This window comes from Pseudoalteromonas sp. J010, from assembly GCF_003934235.1.
Lineage (GTDB): Bacteria > Pseudomonadota > Gammaproteobacteria > Enterobacterales > Alteromonadaceae > Pseudoalteromonas > Pseudoalteromonas peptidolytica.
The window spans coordinates 84,360-103,490 of record NZ_RDBW01000003.1; the positions used below are offsets into that span (position 1 = coordinate 84,360).

Annotated in this window: 15 protein-coding genes; 11 read left to right on the forward strand and 4 right to left on the reverse strand. The window is 41.9% G+C overall.

Features of this window, described 5'->3' with window-relative positions; all coding sequences use genetic code 11:
• Window positions 1-91 precede the first annotated feature (91 nt).
• The 3 genes from EAG18_RS02905 (at window position 92) to EAG18_RS02920 (ending at window position 4,472) form a co-directional block, all read left to right on the forward strand.
• Window positions 92-1,852 (forward strand): HAMP domain-containing sensor histidine kinase, encoded by a 1,761-nt coding sequence (locus EAG18_RS02905; protein ID WP_125250905.1) that lies wholly within the window; start codon window positions 92-94, stop codon window positions 1,850-1,852.
• Window positions 1,853-2,311: 459 nt separating this feature from the next.
• Window positions 2,312-3,226: a recombination-associated protein RdgC gene (rdgC, locus tag EAG18_RS02915; RefSeq protein WP_125250907.1), complete on the forward strand. Its 915-nt coding sequence runs from the start codon at window positions 2,312-2,314 to the stop codon at window positions 3,224-3,226.
• Between the two features lie 373 nt (window positions 3,227-3,599).
• Complete coding sequence (locus EAG18_RS02920) at window positions 3,600-4,472, forward strand: EamA family transporter (RefSeq protein ID WP_254879456.1); 873 nt, start codon at window positions 3,600-3,602, stop codon at window positions 4,470-4,472.
• 50 nt (window positions 4,473-4,522) lie between these two features.
• On the opposite strand, the gene EAG18_RS02925 is transcribed toward EAG18_RS02920, so the two are convergent.
• Entirely contained in the window at window positions 4,523-5,362 is an 840-nt protein-coding gene (locus EAG18_RS02925) for an HDOD domain-containing protein (RefSeq protein ID WP_125250909.1), read from the reverse strand.
• A gap of 668 nt (window positions 5,363-6,030) precedes the next feature.
• On the opposite strand from EAG18_RS02925, the gene EAG18_RS02930 reads away from it, so the two are divergent.
• The 3 genes from EAG18_RS02930 (at window position 6,031) to EAG18_RS02935 (ending at window position 8,507) form a co-directional block, all read left to right on the forward strand.
• Complete coding sequence (locus EAG18_RS02930) at window positions 6,031-7,731, forward strand: Zn-dependent hydrolase (RefSeq protein WP_125250980.1); 1,701 nt, start codon at window positions 6,031-6,033, stop codon at window positions 7,729-7,731.
• A gap of 169 nt (window positions 7,732-7,900) precedes the next feature.
• A complete protein-coding gene (locus EAG18_RS22300; protein WP_275557215.1) occupies window positions 7,901-8,050 on the forward strand; it encodes a hypothetical protein in 150 nt (49 codons plus the stop codon).
• Entirely contained in the window at window positions 8,007-8,507 is a 501-nt protein-coding gene (locus EAG18_RS02935) for a hypothetical protein (protein ID WP_275557216.1), read from the forward strand. The genes EAG18_RS22300 and EAG18_RS02935 overlap by 44 nt, the downstream gene beginning before the upstream one ends.
• A 128-nt stretch (window positions 8,508-8,635) precedes the next feature.
• Here the strand turns inward: EAG18_RS02935 and EAG18_RS02940 are convergent, their stop codons facing one another.
• On the reverse strand, window positions 8,636-9,028 hold the full coding sequence (locus EAG18_RS02940) for an HIT domain-containing protein (RefSeq protein WP_125250910.1): 393 nt from the start codon (window positions 9,026-9,028) through the stop codon (window positions 8,636-8,638).
• A 112-nt stretch (window positions 9,029-9,140) separates the two neighbouring features.
• Between EAG18_RS02940 and EAG18_RS02945 the strand changes: the two genes are divergently transcribed.
• The 5 genes from EAG18_RS02945 (at window position 9,141) to EAG18_RS02965 (ending at window position 17,916) form a co-directional block, all read left to right on the forward strand.
• Window positions 9,141-11,372, forward strand: coding sequence for a S9 family peptidase (locus tag EAG18_RS02945; protein WP_125250911.1), 2,232 nt, complete (start codon window positions 9,141-9,143; stop codon window positions 11,370-11,372).
• Between the two features lie 415 nt (window positions 11,373-11,787).
• A complete protein-coding gene (locus EAG18_RS02950; RefSeq protein ID WP_125250912.1) occupies window positions 11,788-13,428 on the forward strand; it encodes a methyl-accepting chemotaxis protein in 1,641 nt (546 codons plus the stop codon).
• A 152-nt stretch (window positions 13,429-13,580) separates the two neighbouring features.
• Complete coding sequence (gene gshB, locus EAG18_RS02955) at window positions 13,581-14,627, forward strand: glutathione synthase (RefSeq protein ID WP_185745541.1); 1,047 nt, start codon at window positions 13,581-13,583, stop codon at window positions 14,625-14,627.
• Window positions 14,617-16,590: a flavohemoglobin expression-modulating QEGLA motif protein gene (locus EAG18_RS02960; RefSeq protein WP_125250913.1), complete on the forward strand. Its 1,974-nt coding sequence runs from the start codon at window positions 14,617-14,619 to the stop codon at window positions 16,588-16,590. The genes gshB and EAG18_RS02960 overlap by 11 nt, the downstream gene beginning before the upstream one ends.
• A gap of 540 nt (window positions 16,591-17,130) precedes the next feature.
• On the forward strand, window positions 17,131-17,916 hold the full coding sequence (locus EAG18_RS02965; protein WP_125250914.1) for a hypothetical protein: 786 nt from the start codon (window positions 17,131-17,133) through the stop codon (window positions 17,914-17,916).
• A 96-nt stretch (window positions 17,917-18,012) separates the two neighbouring features.
• Here EAG18_RS02965 and EAG18_RS02970 read toward each other — a convergent pair whose 3' ends face one another.
• Together EAG18_RS02970 and yaaA are read right to left on the reverse strand one after the other, a co-directional pair.
• Window positions 18,013-18,291: a hypothetical protein gene (locus EAG18_RS02970; protein WP_125250915.1), complete on the reverse strand. Its 279-nt coding sequence runs from the start codon at window positions 18,289-18,291 to the stop codon at window positions 18,013-18,015.
• Window positions 18,288-19,064, reverse strand: a complete 777-nt coding sequence (gene yaaA, locus EAG18_RS02975) for a peroxide stress protein YaaA (RefSeq protein ID WP_125250916.1) — start codon at window positions 19,062-19,064, stop codon at window positions 18,288-18,290. Before yaaA ends, EAG18_RS02970 begins: the two co-directional genes overlap by 4 nt.
• Window positions 19,065-19,131 lie beyond the last annotated feature (67 nt).

Here is a 19,131-nt window from a genome sequence, read left to right on the forward strand (position 1 = left end):
GATATTTATTTATTTTTAACCATTTATTGGCTAACTTTAAAGGCAGATTATACAAAGGCGATGAACTAACCGTAGGAGCTCAGCTTAATTCATGCTGCAAAAAAGCCTCTCAAAAAAATTGCTCACTAATGTGTTGTCGGTTTACTTCCTTCTAACCTTTGTCGTCACATGCGGTCAAGTGATTGCTGAATACGTCAACACAAAAGACTATATTCGTAATGAGCTGACGATGTTACAAAAAACATTCAGTAGGAGCCTGACTCGCGCTATTTGGGAACTCAACACCAAACAGACAGTCACCACAGCTGAAGGCTTGCTAGCAATTCCGATGATTGAAGGGATCATTGTACGTGATGACAGTGGTGAAATTATTTCTCAGCTTGGACGTTCGCTGGATATTCACGAGCTTTACAGTCAACAGCTTGTTCAAGAAGAAGCAATAATTGAGGACACACCATCAGGTCTATTCGGTTACACCTTTCCGCTGATATTCGAGTTTTCAGGTCGCGCTACTCAGGTTGGAGATGTGACGTTATTTTCAAGCCGAGAAGTCGTGCTTAGTAGGATCATGATATCGATTTACTTCTTAATCGGTAACGCCATGATTAAAACCACCTTTTTGATTATTTTGTTCTTAATTGCATTTCGAAAGCTGCTGACTGAGCCGCTGAGTGAACTTACCGAACAGATAGAAGAGTTCGAAATAGACAATGTTGATGGCCATAGAATAGACATTGGAACGAAGGAGCGTAACGAATTAAAGATAATGGAAGAAGCGTTTAACAAGTTGATCGATAAAATTTCTGAATACCGTAAAAAATTAGACCAAACACAAAAAGAGCTCATCATTAGTAATGAAAAGCTAGATCAACACAACATCCAGCTTGAACAAGAGGTCGCGCGTAAAACTTCTAATCTCAGCCAAGCGATGATGGATTTACAACAACAAAAATACGAGTTAGAAAAACAAAAGCTAACACTGACCGAAGAAATTGATCTTAGAAAGCAAACAGAAGAAGAGCTGTTAACGAAACAAAAAGAGCTCGAAAAATATGTTGATGAGCTAAACATGGCGCAAGAGCGCTTAGTGGGTTCGGAAAAAATGGCCGCGCTTGGTGGACTTGTCGCGGGTATTACTCACGACATCAACACCCCAGTGGGAATAGGCGTTACTGCCACCTCGTTTCTACAAGAGCGATTGGATCAGCTAGAGTCTGCTTATAATGCCAAGACCCTTTCTCCTAAAGCATTAGAGGAATTTATTAGCGAAGCAAAACAGAGCGCTAGCCTGCTTACCACCAATTTAGATAGGGCATCTGAGCTCGTTGCAAGCTTTAAACAAATTGCCGTTGACCAAGCCAGTGAAGCGATAAGAACAATTAATATGAAGCAATACCTTGGTGAGGTTATTCGTTCTTTGCACCCAAAACTGAAAAAAACACATCACCAGGTCAATATAGAATGTCCAGAGGACATGACGCTTAACTTACCAGCTGGCGCAATTAGCCAAATTTTTACTAACCTTATTATGAATTCGCTGATCCATGGCTTTGAGAATCAAGATAAAGGTAATATCGATATAAAAATCACCGAAGATAATGGTGCTGTTAATATTGTTTATCAAGATGATGGTAAGGGCGTGACAAAAGCACAACTTGAGCGCCTGTTTGACCCATTTTTCACTACCAAACGTGATCAAGGCGGTAGCGGATTGGGCACGCATATTACCTTAAACTTGGTGAAACAAACCTTGAATGGCGATATTGAAGTAACAAGCGAAGAAGGAAGAGGCTTGACTTACTATATTAGCTTTCCCAAAGATCTTCAAAAACCAATGGCTATGTTCCACTAGCCATTGGTTTTTGGCCCTTACCAAGCAGATACAACAGTTGAACGGCTGCCACCAGTTTTGTTTTTTTAGAGCCTCGTAGAAAAGTACACTATCCCCTTGTACAAATACCAAACAAACCAACGTAAAAACAAGATTTTAAGGTAAATTATTTCGACTTATACCAATTACCTTAATGTAAGTGGTCTATTTTGAGGCGAGAGAATTTTGTAGATAACCCCGCTACCGCATCCTGCTATCGTCACGGTACCCACATCCATGTAGGCAAGGCAAAAACTTCTTATTTAGTTGTTCTAAATAAGAAATTTTTAACGCTGTTAGCGTCAGATTTACTCCTTCAAATTGAGCAAGTATTAAGTCAAATTAGTATTATATGAATTGATTAGCCAATATCTTCTGGAATACAAGCTTACGCCTTTTTGCTATGATGAGCGCAATTTAATTCCAAATGAGCTTAATTCTATGTGGTTCAGTAACTTAATCTGCTATAAATTCAAACAAGATGTCAACTACACACAAGAGGACTTTGAAAAAGCGCTAGAGCAGGATATTTTCCGCCCATGTGGCAGCCAAGATATGACAACTTTTGGCTGGACAAAAGCTTTTGGTAAACATGGCCAGATGCTTTCGCATTTTTCACAAGACAGCATTTTAGTCTGTGCCAAGCGTGAAGAAAAAGTGCTACCAGCAGCCGTTGTCAATGAAATGGTTGCAGAAAAAATTGAGCAAATAGAACAGCAAGAAAATCGTCCAGTAAAGAAAAAAGAAAAAGACGACATCAAAGAAAATATTCTTGCTACGTTATTACCTCAAGCGTTCAAAAAATCTAGCTTACAGTTTGCTTTTATCGACCAAAAATCAGGTTGGGTCATTGTAAATAGCGCCAGCTTCAACAAAGCAGAAGAGCTACTTGCTCTGCTACGTAAGTCTCTAGGCACACTCCCTGTTGTACCAGCGTTTGCGAACTATGATTTAGACTTACAGCTAACACACTGGCTAACCGAATTTACCGCGCCCGAAGGCTTTGCAATAGGCACCGATGCTGAGTTGCAAGAGCCTGACGACAACGGCGCTCAAGTCAAGTTAAAACAACATGACCTTTCATCAGATGAAATCAAAACGCATTTAGAAAACGGTAAACGTGTAACTAAACTCGCATTAGATTGGCGTGAGCGTGTGAAATTCGTCTTACAAAACGACGGTACATTAAAACGTTTAAGCTATGCAGAGGCACTTAAAGACCAAAATGCGGATATTCCAAAAGAAGATCTAGCCGTTAAACTGGATGCTGACTTTATTTTGGTATCAGAAGAAATCAAAGAGTTGTTAGAAGACCTAACCAAAGGTCTTGGTGACGACGAAGGCCTAGAGTCTTAATTTTAGAGCCTTCATCTAGAGCTTGTTGAGCTTTGGATACGAAAAATTGATAGCGGATATGGCTATCAATTTTTCTTTATCCAGTTCAATACTCTATCTTCACAAGGTTACTTTGCGCCAATAGCGAACGGACGGCACGCACTCAAGTGCAAGCGTTTTGTTACTGGCTGGCCACCTTATTTGCACTAACCAACGCATTTGTAGCGCTTTATTTACTCTTCAATGGCATGATAGGAGCTCGGCTTTGGCAGTAACGCTTTGCTAACCTGAATTTCAGGCCTTGAAGACAATTTACATCAGTAGTCCGATACCCGAAGCAGTAATAAGTACAATTAAACGGAGTTTGACGCGCGTGAATGTAAAAAGCATTTCATTGGCTTTAATAGTAGTGATAATTTGGGGGCTTAACTTTTCGGTCATTAAATTTGGCCTAGCAGAGCTGCCTCCTATTTTATTCTCAGGCTTGCGTTTTTTGGTAGTCGCGATCCCTGCAGTATTCTTTATTCCTTTTCCTAAAACGTCGATATGGAACGTACTCAGTGTTGGGCTATTTTTAGGTGTGCTTAAGTTTAGCTTGCTGTTTATTGCGATGGAATCAAATGCGTCAGCTGGCATTGCTTCTTTGCTGCTTCAAGCCCAAGTCATTTTCACGATTTTGCTAAGTGTTTTGTTGTTAAAGGAAACCATGAATCGCTTTCAAGTGGTGGGGATCAGCATCGCAACGTTTGGGTTTAGTTTGTTTTTTATCAACTCGTCTGGGTCAACGACAATATTGGGCGCGGTGCTCATTCTGTTCGCGGCATTATTTTGGTCGTTTTCAAACCTCATCATGAAGCGCCTGCAAAACGTTAATTTACTCCATTTTATTGTTTGGGTAAGTCTAGTGCCGCCATTGCCACTTTTTACATTGTCTTATTTTATTGAAACAGACTCTCCATTGACCTTACTACTGAACACCACAACACAGTCTTGGTTATCCATTGCCTATGTGGGTTATATCTCAACACTGATTGCATTCGCAATATGGGGTTGGCTACTTAAAAATCACAAGGCTGCAGCAGTAACGCCTTTTGCCTTATTAATCCCTATTGTCGGCATTATTGGTTCAGCCTTATTACTTAATGAGCAGTTGATGCTAATGGAAGCTATTGGGGGTGGTTTTATTTTATGTGGCTTGACGATTTCTGTTACAGGTGCTCGGATAAGCAAAATATTTAGCAAGCCCCGAGCCGATGTTTTGCCCTAAACGCCAAAGACCTCGATAGAGGCCTTTGTATTCACGAGAAGCAAAAGGAGCTAAGCAAACATTGTTTTGACGTCTTCGAGCACACTTAAATAAGTGTCATCGGCAAACATACTCACTTCCTTAATTATTCCTTTTTCTTCATATTGTTTTAATGCTGCAGACTTATCAGACACCTGTAAAATACCTTCTACGATTGCACCCACACGAATAAAGTCGACATAACAGACATGTTCTGGTCGGTAATTTGGATTTGCCCAGCTTTCTGCGACTTCAACGAACTCGTCGGTAAATTCCCACTCACGCATTATCGCTCCCCCAATTTTGCCGCCTAATTTCTGGATGGCATGGGCCAAAAAGCTTGGATTGGCAAACACTTCGGGGTGACGCTCGGCCTCTGTCAAAATAGGCAAAACACCGATATTAAACACCAAAGAAGCTAACGTGATTGTATCTCTGTTGAGCGAGGTGTGCTTATTGACGCGAAGATAAAAATCCATCGTTGTTATCGCTTGACAAGCGACTTTTAACGTCTTCTGCCAAGCTTTGTCCATGTATGTTTTTATGAGCTTATTATTAGAGACAAATAGCTGCTCCATGGCCATCGCAGTTGCAATATTCTTGATTTGTCTTAGACCAATTCGCGTTACCGCTTGGTTTAAGGTATTGACCTTAACCGAACGCCCCATAAAAGCGCTGTTAGCAACTTTAATCATACGCGCAGCGAGGGCTGGGTCATGAGAAATAACGTCTGACATCTGCATCAGGTTAATTTCAGGGTCGTCTGCCGCTTGCCTTACACGCACTGCGATTTCAGGTAATGTCGGCAATACCAAGGTATCGTTATTGATCCTATCAGTTAGAATCGTGAGCAAAGCATTTTCTGTAGACATGAAACCAAATCCCTTAATAACTGAATAAAAGACCCGACTGCAAACGTAAGTTTATAATAAAAGTAGGCACTGCGCTTGCTGGTGGTCACACTGCTGATTTTTAGTATCTATGACATAAGTATTGTCTAACTTTCGGATAAAGTTAAGAAAATCTAGGAAAATAATATTTTATTTATATACCCCCAATAATTAGCAAGTTAGAATTCAAGGTATACCGTACTTTGCGGCTAGCTTTAACATAAAAATATTGGAAAAAGCCCACATCTGGGCGTAAATGGTAACCCTTCACATTAACTGCGACTTGAATACCACATATCAATTTAGGTTAACTAGGCACAGCAATACAAAATCGTGTAGGGTAATCTCAACATAATCAGGATCTGTTTATCTTTTAAGTTTGTTTTTGGAGTAGTTTGATTGGTATTTATACAAGGCAGAGTCTGCGTAGCATAGTTACTCTATGTCAGTCAGACGATAAAGACTTTGTAGAAATGCCAACCAAACGCTGCTCTAAGGGTTCACCTAAGTGCGACTTGCTCATTGTTGCTCTACTTTTGCCTAGCTCACTGGGCTGAAAGCCGAGCGTCGCGATCAAAACATACTCAGGAAAACAAAAGTCAAACAGCAAAGGTCAACAGACCCAAGAACACAGACAACAAGGGAGCATTATGAAACACTCTACGATTTCAGTTGCAATCGCGCTTGCAACAGGTCTCACCCTCACTGGCTGCTCTGAGCCATCAACCTCTTCTGAAAAACCTAGTGCACAAACTGAGCAAGCCCAAGCTGATAACAAACAATCAGGCTACAAGCTTGTGAATGCGTCTCAAGACCGACTAAATATTTATACCCCAGTAACGCTAGAAACAGACCTAGGTCACCTAAGTGATAACCAGAAAAAAATGCTGGCTTTACTTATCGACGCTTCCGTTATTATGGATAATTTATTTTGGCAGCAAGCATTTGGCGAAGACAAAACAACCTTCCTAGGCAAAATCTCAGATGAAAAAGTGCGCCAGTTCGCCGACATCAACTATGGGCCTTGGGATCGTTTGAACGGCGACCAAGTTTTTCTTTCTGGTTTTGAAGATAAAGCACTTGGCGCGGAGTTTTACCCAAGCGACATCACTAAGGATGAGCTAAACAATGCTGAAGTAAAAGACAAAACAGGACTTTATTCTCTTATTCGACGCGATGAAAGTGGAAAGCTATACAGTATCCCCTATTCTTCAGCCTACAAAGCCGAGCTAGACCAAGCTGCGGCGCTATTACGCCAAGCAAGTAAACTGGCACAAGACAAAGAGTTTGCACATTACTTAAACCTACGTGCAGATGCCTTGGTGAACAACAGCTATCAAGCATCTGATTTTGCGTGGATGGACATGAAAAATAATCCAATTGATGTGGTAATCGGCCCGATCGAAACCTATGAAGATCAACTATTTGGCTACCGCACTGCTTTTGAATCTTACGTTCTGGTTAAAGACTTGGCGTGGAGTGAACGCCTCGCTAAGTTTGCCGCTTTCTTACCTGAGCTTCAAACTGGCTTACCTGTTGAGGATAAGTACAAGCAAGAAGTGCCAGGCTCTGATGCCGACCTAAACGCATATGACGTCATTTATTATGCCGGTCATTCAAACGCAGGTAGTAAAACCATTGCGATTAACCTGCCAAATGACGAGGAAGTACAACTACAAAAAGGTACCCGCCGCCTACAACTTAAAAACGCAATGCGTGCAAAATTCGACAAGATTTTAGTGCCAATCGCAGATCAACTTATCGTCCCTGAGCAACGTAAGCACATCACCTTTGATGCTTTCTTTGCTAATACCATGTTTCATGAGGTGGCACATGGCCTAGGCATTAAAAATACTATTACGGGTAAAGGTACTGTTCGTCAGTCACTACAAGAACACGCCAGTGCGCTTGAAGAAGGTAAAGCCGATATCCTAGGCCTATACATGGTTGAGCAACTACTTAAAAAAGGCGAGATCACCGAAGGTACGCTTGAGGATTATTACATCACCTTTATGGCGGGGATCTTCCGCTCAGTACGCTTTGGTGCATCTAGTGCACACGGTAAGGCGAATATGATCCGATTTAACTTCTTTAAGCAAGAAGGCGCATTCTCTAAAAACACGGACGGCTTATATCAAGTGAATATGGAGAAGATGGGCGCAGCGATGGAGAAACTGTCTAACCTTATCCTAACGCTACAAGGTGATGGTGACTATCAAAAAGTCGATCAACTAATCGCAACGCACGGCGATATCAAAGCGGAACTACAAAAAGACCTAGATAAGCTCTCTGAAGCGAGCATTCCTGTTGATGTTACCTTTAAGCAAGGTAAACAAGTGCTTGGACTCTAGTACGAGCTAGAACACCATGCCATAGTGACTGAAGCGACAAGCTGAAAGCCTATGGCATGACTTACCGCATCAGACAACTGGTTGAATAAAAGTCGCGAAATCACCTAAGGTAAATCAAAAACAGGGCCGATACATATTAAACATTGTGTTGAAACAAAAAGGAGTTTTTATGACAATGAATTTTCGTACCCACTATGACTCACTGATTTTCACACCAGTGAAGTCTGCGGCCACACCAGTGAAAACACCACCTGAAGCAGACAACCCCAAGAGAGATGACTTACAACAACAGCCCGACGAATCCGGTGTATATTGGTGATACGCGTAACAGCTCACCACACAGTGCGCTGCTAAATCCCGATGACTTCGACTTTGATAACATGTCGATTAACAAATTTACTGACATTGTCGATGCTATTCGAACTTTAGAATCGGATATGGCTCACGCTAGCGGATATTCAGGTAGCTTGCGTGACACTTTTTGGGATGATGTGATGGGTGTTAAAGGAGCACTGGATAATGCTAACTTTTCAGAGCTTGATTACCGCGCTGATGATAAGATAAAGATCAGCGATTTTTTTGCCGAAAGTGTAGAGAGAACCGCCAAGATGGAGCAAGAAAATTATCGCGCATTTCATGGTTCACATGGCATCGCCCAGCAAAAACAACAAACAGTAGCCAAAATCACTTCCGAACCCTTCCTTCGAGAGTACCAAGAAAAAGCGGTAGCATTTTTAAAAACTCGTGAAACCCAACTAATTGATAGGCAGGCTTGAGTGACCTGCGCAATATTGAGTACCTATTGAATTAATTCTTTCGGTATTCGTAACGTACACCACCGCAAGTGGTAACCTCGCCTCCATGATTCATTAACGCTACGGGGTAGCTATCACGGAGTAAATATCTACACAAAATTTGCTTTTATTTTTGCAATTTCTTTATCTTCATAAGGCTTTGCAGAAAACAGCCCCCAAACAGGTTTCGGCCAAGCAATATCAGTTTTAAATCGTGCGATGTGGTGCACATGTAATTGCGGCACCATATTACCAAGGGCTGCTACATTCAATTTATCTGGCGTAAAGGTATCTTGTAGCAAACGACTTAGCTTGGCTGATTCTTGCCAAAACTGGATTTGCTGTGGCTCAGGTAAGTCAATAATTTCTTTTGCCTCTGCTACTCTTGGCACTAAGATAAACCAAGGGTATTGGGAGTCATTCATCAACAATACAGTACAAAGCGGCCATTCTGCTATTAGAATACAGTCTCGCTGTAATTCTTTCGCTAATTCAAACATCATCGTGCACCTATTTAAATCCGATTTACTCGGCACTCTATCCGAATTTGTTGATATTGCAAAGCAGCTTCATTACCATCCGCAAAGACTTTAAAAATACAACAAGGTGGCTACCGTGCATTCTCGCATTAAACACTACACAATAGCCCTTCCGTTAGCACTTGCATCTGTTGCCGCTAACGCAGAGCAGCTAACTCTTGAGCGACTTTTTGACGACCCGTCTCTTTCAGGTAAAGCGCCTGTAAAGCTACAATTTTCTCCTGACGGCTCTCGTGTTACGTATCTTCAAGGTAAAAAAGAAGATTACAACCGCTACGACCTTTGGGAATATAATCTAAAAGACAATACTAACCGTCTATTGGTAGACTCAGCTGCGCTGTTTTCTGGCCCAGAAAACCTCTCTGATGAAGAGAAAGCACGTCGTGAGCGCCAACGTATTTTTGGACGCGGTATTTTAGAATACAAATGGTCAAAAGATGGCAAAGCGCTGCTTTTTCCACTTAATGGTGACTTGTACTATTATGAAATTGCTTCAGGTAAGAGTAAAAAGCTAACAGAAACTGAGGCATTCGAAACCGATGCTCGCTTCTCACCAAAAGGTAACTTTGTTTCTTTTATTCGTGAGCAAAACCTTTATGCCATCGATCTTAAATCAGGCAAAGAAATTCAATTAACCAAAGATGGCGGTGGCGTAATTAAAAACGGCATGGCTGAGTTCGTTGCTCAAGAAGAAATGAGCCGTATGACGGGCTACTGGTGGTCGGGTGATGAGCAACAAGTAGCTTTTACTCGCATAGATGAAAGCCCAGTGCAAGAAGCTATCCGCAACGAAATCTACGCCGAAGAAGTTAAGCTATTCAATCAACGTTATCCATATACGGGTACTGCAAATGTTGAAATTGAACTGGGTGTTGTAAAAATCAATAACCAAAAAGTAGATTGGATAGATTTAGGCGACGATAAAGACATTTACATCGCCCGCGCAAATTGGTTAAAAGATAACAAAACATTGTCATATCAGTGGCAAAATCGCTCGCAGCAAAAACTAGAACTGCGCTTTTACGATACCAAAAGCAAAAAACAGCAAGTTGCCCTAACCGAAACCAGTGATACTTGGATTAACCTGCATTTTGACCTTGAGTTCTTAAAGGACAAAAAACACTTTGTGTGGGCTTCTGAGCGCGATGGTTTTAAACACCTTTACCTATACAGAACCAATGGCCAACTTGTACGCCAAATCACTAAAGGCGACTGGATTGTTGAAAGCCTTCAAGGCGTTGATGAGAAAAAGGGTATCGTATACTTCTCAGGTCGCAAAGACACGCCGCTTGAGAGCCACCTATACAGCGTACCACTTTTCAAAGAAGGCGATGCAAAACGTATTACCGAAAAAGGTAGCTTCCATAAAGTAGTACTTGCAAAAGATAACCGTACTTTTATTGATAAAGCGTCTTCAGTCAATCGTCCACCAGCTGTTGCACTGCGCAAAGTAAACGGCGAATTTGTCACTTGGCTTGAAGAAAATGCTTTAGACAACCAGCACCCGCTTACACCCTACTTGAGCAATCTAGCCACGCCAGAGTACGGCACACTGAAAGCTGAAGATGGTCAAACCATGTATTACCGTTTATTTAAGCCAGCAAAGCTTGAAAGTGGTAAGAAATACCCGGTGATTGTAAACGTTTACGGTGGCCCTCACGCGCAGCGCGTGACCAACAGCTGGCGTAGTAAAAACTTGTACTTCCAATATCTAGCACAGCAGGGTTATGTAATTTTCCAGCTTGATAACCGCGGCTCCTACAACCGAGGTAAAAAGTTTGAAGACCCTATCTACAAACACTTAGGAGAAGTAGAAGTAGCCGACCAAATTAAAGGCGTTGAATTCTTACGTACACTGGACTACGTAGACCCTGAGCGTATCGGTATTTATGGCCACAGCTATGGTGGTTATATGGCGCTGATGACAATGTTTAAAGCAGGCGACTACTTTAAAGCCGGTGTTTCTGGTGCGCCAGTAACTGATTGGGCACTGTATGACACCCATTACACTGAGCGTTACCTGGGTCATCCAGATACAAATGCCAAGGGCTATGAACAAAGTGCTGTCTTCCCTTATGCCGATGGCCTAAAAGGCCCGCTGATGATCTATCACGGTATGGCCGACGATAACGTACTGTTTACCCATGCAACTAAGTTATTTAAGCAGTTGCAGGACGAAGTTAAGCCATTTGAAATGATGACTTACCCGGGTTCTAAACACAGTTTACGGGGCAAAAAAGTACAAACCCACTTACACCAAACCATTACTGACTTCTTCAACCGTCACTTTGACGTTGACCCTAAGTAAACACTTAATCACGCCCAGCCTCACTGGCTGGGCGTGCTGACACTCTCAAAGTAATTTGTCTCTACTCCTTTAGTCTAATTGTTTATTCTTATGGACTAAGAAAAACTACAATTATTATGCAAGCGCGATTTACGCCAATTATCTTGCTTATTGCCTGTGCAACCAAAGCCTAGACAAGGAATGACTAGCCAACTTTTTAGGCTATTTCTACATTTATCTTTTATCTAGTTACAAGCCTTTGGGGTATCTAGGCTAAGCAATTTAACTGTTTTGAAGTAAGTCACTTTTAACATAGCGAGCATCAGACTTGCGCTCTTGGAGCACCTGAGCTGTAAGCCCCACGCACGTTTTGTGACTTAAGTACGTATTCGCGCCTAGATTCTTTCGACAATAAGAACGACATAAGGATCACATTATGTCCAAGCAGTTTTTAAGACATCTCACCATTTTTCAGCGGCTCGCATTATTAATCATTGTGGTTATCATCGGTGTTATTTTGCAAAGTGTTGTCAGTTTAACCCAGCAGTATGAAGCGTTGGAAAAACAACAATATAACAAAACCCAAAGTCTCGTAGAAAACGCGTACAGTTTAGTTGCTTACTTTCATCAACAGTACGCTTCAGGTGCGATAACCGAAACGCAGGCTAAACTAAATGCACTGGATGCCGTTGCAGCATTGCGCTATGAGGAAGACAACTATTTTTGGATTAATGATTACCAACCCAAAATGGTGATGCACCCGTTTAAACCCGAGCTTAATGGCAAAGACTTAAGCCAATCTAAAGACCCTAATGGTAAGCGTCTTTTTGTTGAAATGGTGAATGTTGCAAAAGCCAGTGGTTCAGGATTTGTGCCTTATTTATGGCCAAAACCAGGCAAACAAGCTCCGGTAGAAAAGATCTCGTATGTTAAGGCATTTACACCATGGGGGTGGATCGTAGGCTCCGGCGTATACCTTGATACCATAGATGCAGAGTTTGCAAATATTCGTAATCTCCTGTTAATTGAGTTAGCGCTCCTCATCATTTTATTATTCCCTTTCAGCGCCATAATTAGCAAAAGTATTATTGACCCTATCAATCAAGCAAAGGACATGATGAAAGGTATCGCTCAAGGAGAAGGAGACCTTACCCGAACATTAAATGAAAGTGGTAAGGATGAAATAACCGCTTTGGCAAAATATTTTAACCTTTATACCGAAAAAATGCGCCACTCCATTGCCACAGTAGCGCACAATGCAAAAGAAGTAGAAACACTTGCCAACCAAGTAAAGTCAGCAGGTGAAGAAAACTTAGCGTTCATTGAGTCACAAAATGACAACAGCCGACAAGTTGCTACCGCTGCTGAGCAAATGACCATGCAAGTGCGAGAAATTAGCAACAATGCAGACACAGCTGAGCACTCAGCAACGGATGCCCGCAATTATAGTCAAAAAGGTAAGCATACAATTTCCCAAACCATTGCCGCCATTAAAAAGCTATCAGAGCAGATCCAATCCGTTAGTGTAACAACCTCTAGCTTAGATCAAGAAAGTCAGCATATTGGCTCTGTACTGGATGTGATCCGAGGCATTGCTGAGCAAACCAATTTACTTGCATTAAATGCAGCCATAGAAGCCGCGCGAGCAGGCGAACAAGGGCGCGGATTTGCTGTTGTCGCTGATGAAGTGCGCACGCTGGCAAGCCGTACAGGGCAAAGCACGGATGAGATCCACAACATGATTGAACGTCTGCAAAAAGAAGCACAGCAAGCCGTCGCAGCAGTAAAAGTTAGTCAGCAGATCTCAGAGCAAACCGTAGAGCAAGTGCAATTAGCCGATACCGCCTTAACAGAAATTGAAAAACTGATTGATGATATTTCTGATATGAATACGCATATTGCCAAAGCCACTGATGAACAAAGCCTTGCCGCACAAGAAGTCAATGAGCGGATTGCTCAACTTTCAGACTCAACTCATCACTCTCTTGATACCACTCATTCGTTGAATAAAACCAGTGAGCAATTAACCCGTGCCAGTCATGAACTCAGTGACATCGTTGCACGCTTTAAAGTATAAGACCAAGCCGGCAGAGCATCACCAGCACGCTCTGCCTCATACCGCCTATAGATGATTGATACTGTTTATCTTGTCGATRAAAATAATCCGTGAGCGTTGGGGCTATTTTACCGCTATATTGCCAATTTATTTGCTTGAGTCAAAAATAGCCCGTGAAAATTTGCTTTATTATGTACCCTTGGGAGCGAGTCGAAGCTGAAAACGACAGTACGCTAAGACTTATCCACGAAGCCGTATCGCGCGGACATGTGGTCGCTATAACCACGGTTAACAACCTTACTATTCGCGAAAGTGTTGCCAGTGCTTTTTGCGATGTCTTCGTCGCCGGACAAAAAGTACCGGATAATTTTGTCAGTTTTTACAATAAAGCCTGCTTTAAAAAAGTACAGCTTCCTCTCGCAGGCTTTGACGCTATATTTATGCGTGCAAACCCACCGCTTGATACCTTAGCGATGAACTTCTTAGACTCTGTTCGAGATGATACCTTTATAGTTAATGACATTGATGGCCTGCGTATTGCCAATAACAAGCTTTATACCGCTTCATTCCAAGGCATCGCAAGGGAGTTTATCCCCAACACTCACGTATCTAAAAATAAAGAGTATTTAGAGCGYATATTCTCTGAGTCAGAGCAAGAGAAAATGATCTTAAAGCCGCTTGATGGCTTTGGTGGTCGCGGCGTTATCGTTGTTGAAAAACGAGCAAAACAAAGCTTTAGCTCTCTCCTTGAGTTTTATATCGGAGGTGATGAATCTGGTAAGGGCAGCAACTACGTCATTCTACAAGACTATGTCGAAGGTGCTGATGAGGGTGACGTACGTATCTTAATGCTCAACGGCGAGCCGATTGGCGCCATGAAGCGAGTCCCCGCAGCGAACGAAGTACGTGCCAACGTACATGCTGGCGGCAAAGTGGTGAAGCACAAACTCACCAACCAAGAAAAGTCTTTATGTAAGCATATAGGTCCTAAGCTTGTGCGTGATGGTTTGTACTTTGTTGGTATTGACGTAATAGGCGGCAAGCTTATCGAAGTAAATGTACTTTCTCCAGGTGGGATCACCCGTATTAACCGCTTAAACCGCTGTAAGCTACAAGTGCAAGTCATCGATTTCGTAGAAAGTGTGGTGCATGCTAAAGAACTCGTAACACACCGCAAAAACCAATTCCGCCAAGTAATAGAAGATGCCCATGCTATCTGAACAAGCCATTATTGCAGCCTTAGAGACGGGCAAACCCATCAGTGGACAATTTGCTGAAGGCGCATTTCATCTCGAAGTGAGAGAATACGTACCCTATATTGCTACCGCTGTACACGCAGGCCATCGTACCCGTGCTAGCCTAAAAGGCTTGTTCGCCATTAGCGATGCTGATCGTTTACAAGAGGAAGACCCTTTTACCGATGGTATGATTGAGTCGTTACCTATCACGCTGATTGCCCGTGATTCACGTTATGAGTACGACTTAAACCGCACCCCAGAACTGGCAATATACAAAGAGGCATGGGGTAAGCAAGTGTGGACAACCTCCCTCCCAAATGCTGAAGTAGACATCAGTTTATCCAAACATGCAGCCTATTACCGAGTACTCAGTGCCCTAGTAACCACACTGGAGCGTAAGTTTGGTGCTTGTTTAGTCTTTGATGTACATAGTTATAACTATCAAATTCGCAGCTATTCATATGCACCGACTTTTAACCTTGGGACTGCACAACTAGACACACTACGTTTTCGCTCGGTATTAGATGAGCTGAAAAAACAGCTCGGACTGAAAAAGCTCGCAGGTCAACAAGTAGACTGTGGTGAGAATACGGTATTTCAAGGGCATGGTTATCAAGCGCAGTATATTACTAGTTACTTTGACAACACTTTAGTAGTGCCGCTGGAAGTAAAAAAAGTCTTTATGGACGAGAACAGCGGAGAGTTATTCCCTGTTGTATTTGCAAAATTACAGCGCAATATACACGTTGCGCTGAGTAAAACCGCAAAAACATTTGCCAAAAATCACTGTTATAAACCGCTTAGAAAAACCAAATCAACGTCGCAGCTCGACCCTGCGCTTATCAATGTTGACTCAGCACTGTATCGAATTGCTAAAAACCTCGAAACACTGCATTACGTAAACCCGAGTAACATTGCGCAAGAGAAGCGTCGCTTTTTCTCTAAGCGTCATTATCAACCGGCATTTAAATATCGACCACTGAAAATAGACCCATATGAGTTTAAAGAGCAATTATATCGACTGCCAGTTAGCAAAATTCAAGACCCAATAGTCAAAGACTTATACCGCAAAGTTATCGACAGTTACGCCACTAAAATCGAACTGATCACTCAAATCGGCCGTGAAGCCTTTTTGTATAACTCACTGCGATATTATGGTGAACCAGACCATAACGATATTAATAATGCAAACTTCTTATTGCATGCCCGAGAAACCGAAGCACTGCCGAAAAAAGACATCACCGCAGAGCAAGCACTTGTGCGGTTTAATCAAGCTATTGAGACCATGGGTCTGCCTTGCAAAGTGGCTATTTCGAGTAAACTCGTTGCCAAGGCGATGGTTGATAACAGTAAGCGGCTTTTACTTGTTAATAGCAGTGCAATGCTATCTGAGCTTGACATCAATGCCTTAATTGAACATGAAATTGGCGTTCATTTACTCACAACGTTAAATGCCGATGCTCAGCAACTCAAAGTTTTGCACTTGGGTTTACCAGGTAATACCTATACGCAAGAAGGCCTTGCCATTTATCGCGAGTATCAATCCGGGCAAATCAACTTAACGCGATTAAAGGTATTAGCATTACGGGTAATTGCAGTAAATATGTTACTCAAAGGCGATAAGTTCTATCAAGTATATGAATTTTTGGCTGATTCAGGTGTGCTTAACGTCAATGAAGCATTTGCTCTTACCACCCGTATTTTCCGTGGTGGTGGCTTTACGAAAGATCATCTTTACTTAAAAGGTTTCAAAGATATAGTTCACCTTGCTCATCAGCGTAGTTTAAACAACTTATACTTAGGTAAAACAGGTATCGCCCATTTAGATGCGCTGGATGCGTTGGTAGAACAAGGCGTGTTCACTCGCCCTAAATATCTACCAGACACAAGCCGAGATCCAGAACCTGATGCAATCTTGCGCTACTTAATCTCATCGATAAAGTAACCAAGGGTCTGCTTACCTTTGAAATTTGTTTTTGCCACAGCTTGACTGGTAATTTTATAAAGTAGAGCCTACGTAGCGTCGTTATGCTACAAGGATCAGGCAATACAGTAGAAATGCCAATCAAGCGCTGCCCTTTGGCTTTACCTGAATGCGCTTTATTCATTGTTACTCAACTTTTGTTTAGATTACTGGGGGGCAAGTCGAGCGCCGCGACCAAAACGCCAAGGAGAACAAAAATCACATAGCAAAGGTCAACGGGCTTTAGCTTGTAGTAATACCAATTTGACTTAATACTTGCTCAATTTGAAGGAGTAAATCTGACGCTAACAGCGTTAAAAATTTCTTATTTATAACAACTAAATAGCAAAATTTTTGCCTTGCCTACAGGACGTAGGTACCTCGGCGTGAGCAGGACGCGGAAGCGGTGTTATCGACAAGATTTTCTCGCCTCAAAATAGACCACTTAATTAAGAAAGTTGGTATAAACTGATCCATTGTAGTTATACTTATATTATCTATAACAACCTCAATGGCGTTCTTTTGGATCAACAGGATATTGATATACTCTCACACGCTTTAGCAAATTTAAGACTTCAAGCAGACATTAATCTGGCACCTAAATTTCCTCATTTTGCTGGTAAACCTTATCCACTGGGGCGTTGCCTAGAGATCCGCGATGAAATGTTTACACTCATTACAGCTGAGCTTAAGTCAAACACTCAACGTTTAGCCATACTCAAAAATTACATGCGCACAGAACGTACTGAGCTAAAAAAAGTGTGGGGGTCATTACGCGATGAGTATTTCCAAAATGCCATACTAGTTGGTGATTGGTATATTGACACTGCAAATGATACTGTAAATGCCAATAAGCCAAGGGTAGAAATTAAGCCAATTTCTCAGTCAGGTTTTACTGCCATCTCGCACTTTGAACAGTTTGTAAAAATTGCCAGGTCTTACTGGCAAGTTGATATATATAGAAACACTGCTTTTCCTGCTATTGCCCCATATTTACCGCTGATCTGTGTAAATGAACAAGGTGCTACATGGTTAGCAGCTGCCAATGATGACATGATAAAGGTCGCAACCGAGAGCCAGTTTTTGTTATCTGAAGATATTCTTAAGCAGCTACCAGAGCCCACTGAATCGATAGTCTCTCGCTGGCAAAACACCCTACTCACGCTGCATGAGCCCGACGAGTTGCTATTAAAAACGGGAAGTCCGCAAGCATACTGCAAAAAGTACAGAGATACCGAGAAAGCAGCGGATATTGTTTTTAGAGATAAGGTTGTTCGCGCTTACATGAGCCTACCAAAAGGAGCATAATTAGCCTTGCTCTATTCTAGTCAAACTGACGTTAACTAGGTTAAGCGCTTTGAGAGTCACCCTGAATGTCAGGGGGACTCTCATACGATAGGACTTTTAGAATGACACTGGATAAGTAGGGTTTTCGCTCGAAATCTCCCATGTATCCTCATTAGGCCTATCAACATTGCACTGGTTTTGTTGTACAAAGCAACGATCCTGGCAGGCTTGGACTTGCATAGGATCAGAGTAGTCTTGATGACAACGCTGGGCACACGAACGTGAGTCACTGTCGCAATCAACAGGGACATTACTCACTTTGGTTGTAAAATTGCCACTGCATCCACTAATAAAAACCGCAGTAAACACGGTTGCTAACATCATTTTTATTGTCATTGTTCAGCTCTCAAAAATACCGGCTCTTGTACTTTTTGCGTCGCTTCTTCGCTAAAATAGTACCCTGCATGATTAAACGCTTTTAAGCTGTCCAAGTCCGACACCTTATTTTCAATCATATACCTAGCCATCATGCCTCGTGCTTTCTTCGCATAAAAACTAATGACTTTGTATTGACCATTTTTACAGTCTTTAAAGACAGGAGTAATAATCTCTCCATTAAAGGCTTTTTTATCAACTGCTTTAAAGTACTCATTAGAAGCTAAGTTCACCAAGTAGCGTGTTTGTGCTGATGCCAATACCTCATTTAACTGCTCAGCAATAACACTACCCCAAAATTCATAGAGATTTTTGCCACGAGAATTACTTAACTTTGTCCCCATTTCTAAACGATAAGCTTGCATCAAGTCAAGTGGTTTTAAAATGCCGTATAACCCCGACAAAATACGTAAATGACTTTGCGCGTAATCTAAATCGGCTTCATTTAAGCTTTGTGCTTCTAAACCAACATACACATCACCATTAAAGGCAAAGATAGCTTGCTTAGCATTACTCTCATTAAAAGGAGGTGACCATTCGGCAAACCTCGCTGCATTTAGTCCCGCTAGCTTATCACTGATTTTCATCAAGCTTGAGATCTGCTGCGGTGTCAGGTCACGACAAACATCGATTAATAATTCACTATGCGCTAGCAACTCTGGCTGCGTATATGTGTTAATTGGCGCTGGAGTTTCGTAGTCTAGGTTTTTCGCTGGAGAGATAACGGTGATCATAGTTTGCCTATTGACTTAGCTATTAATTAATGTCAATTTCAACACTATCCCTACGTAACTTCAAGTG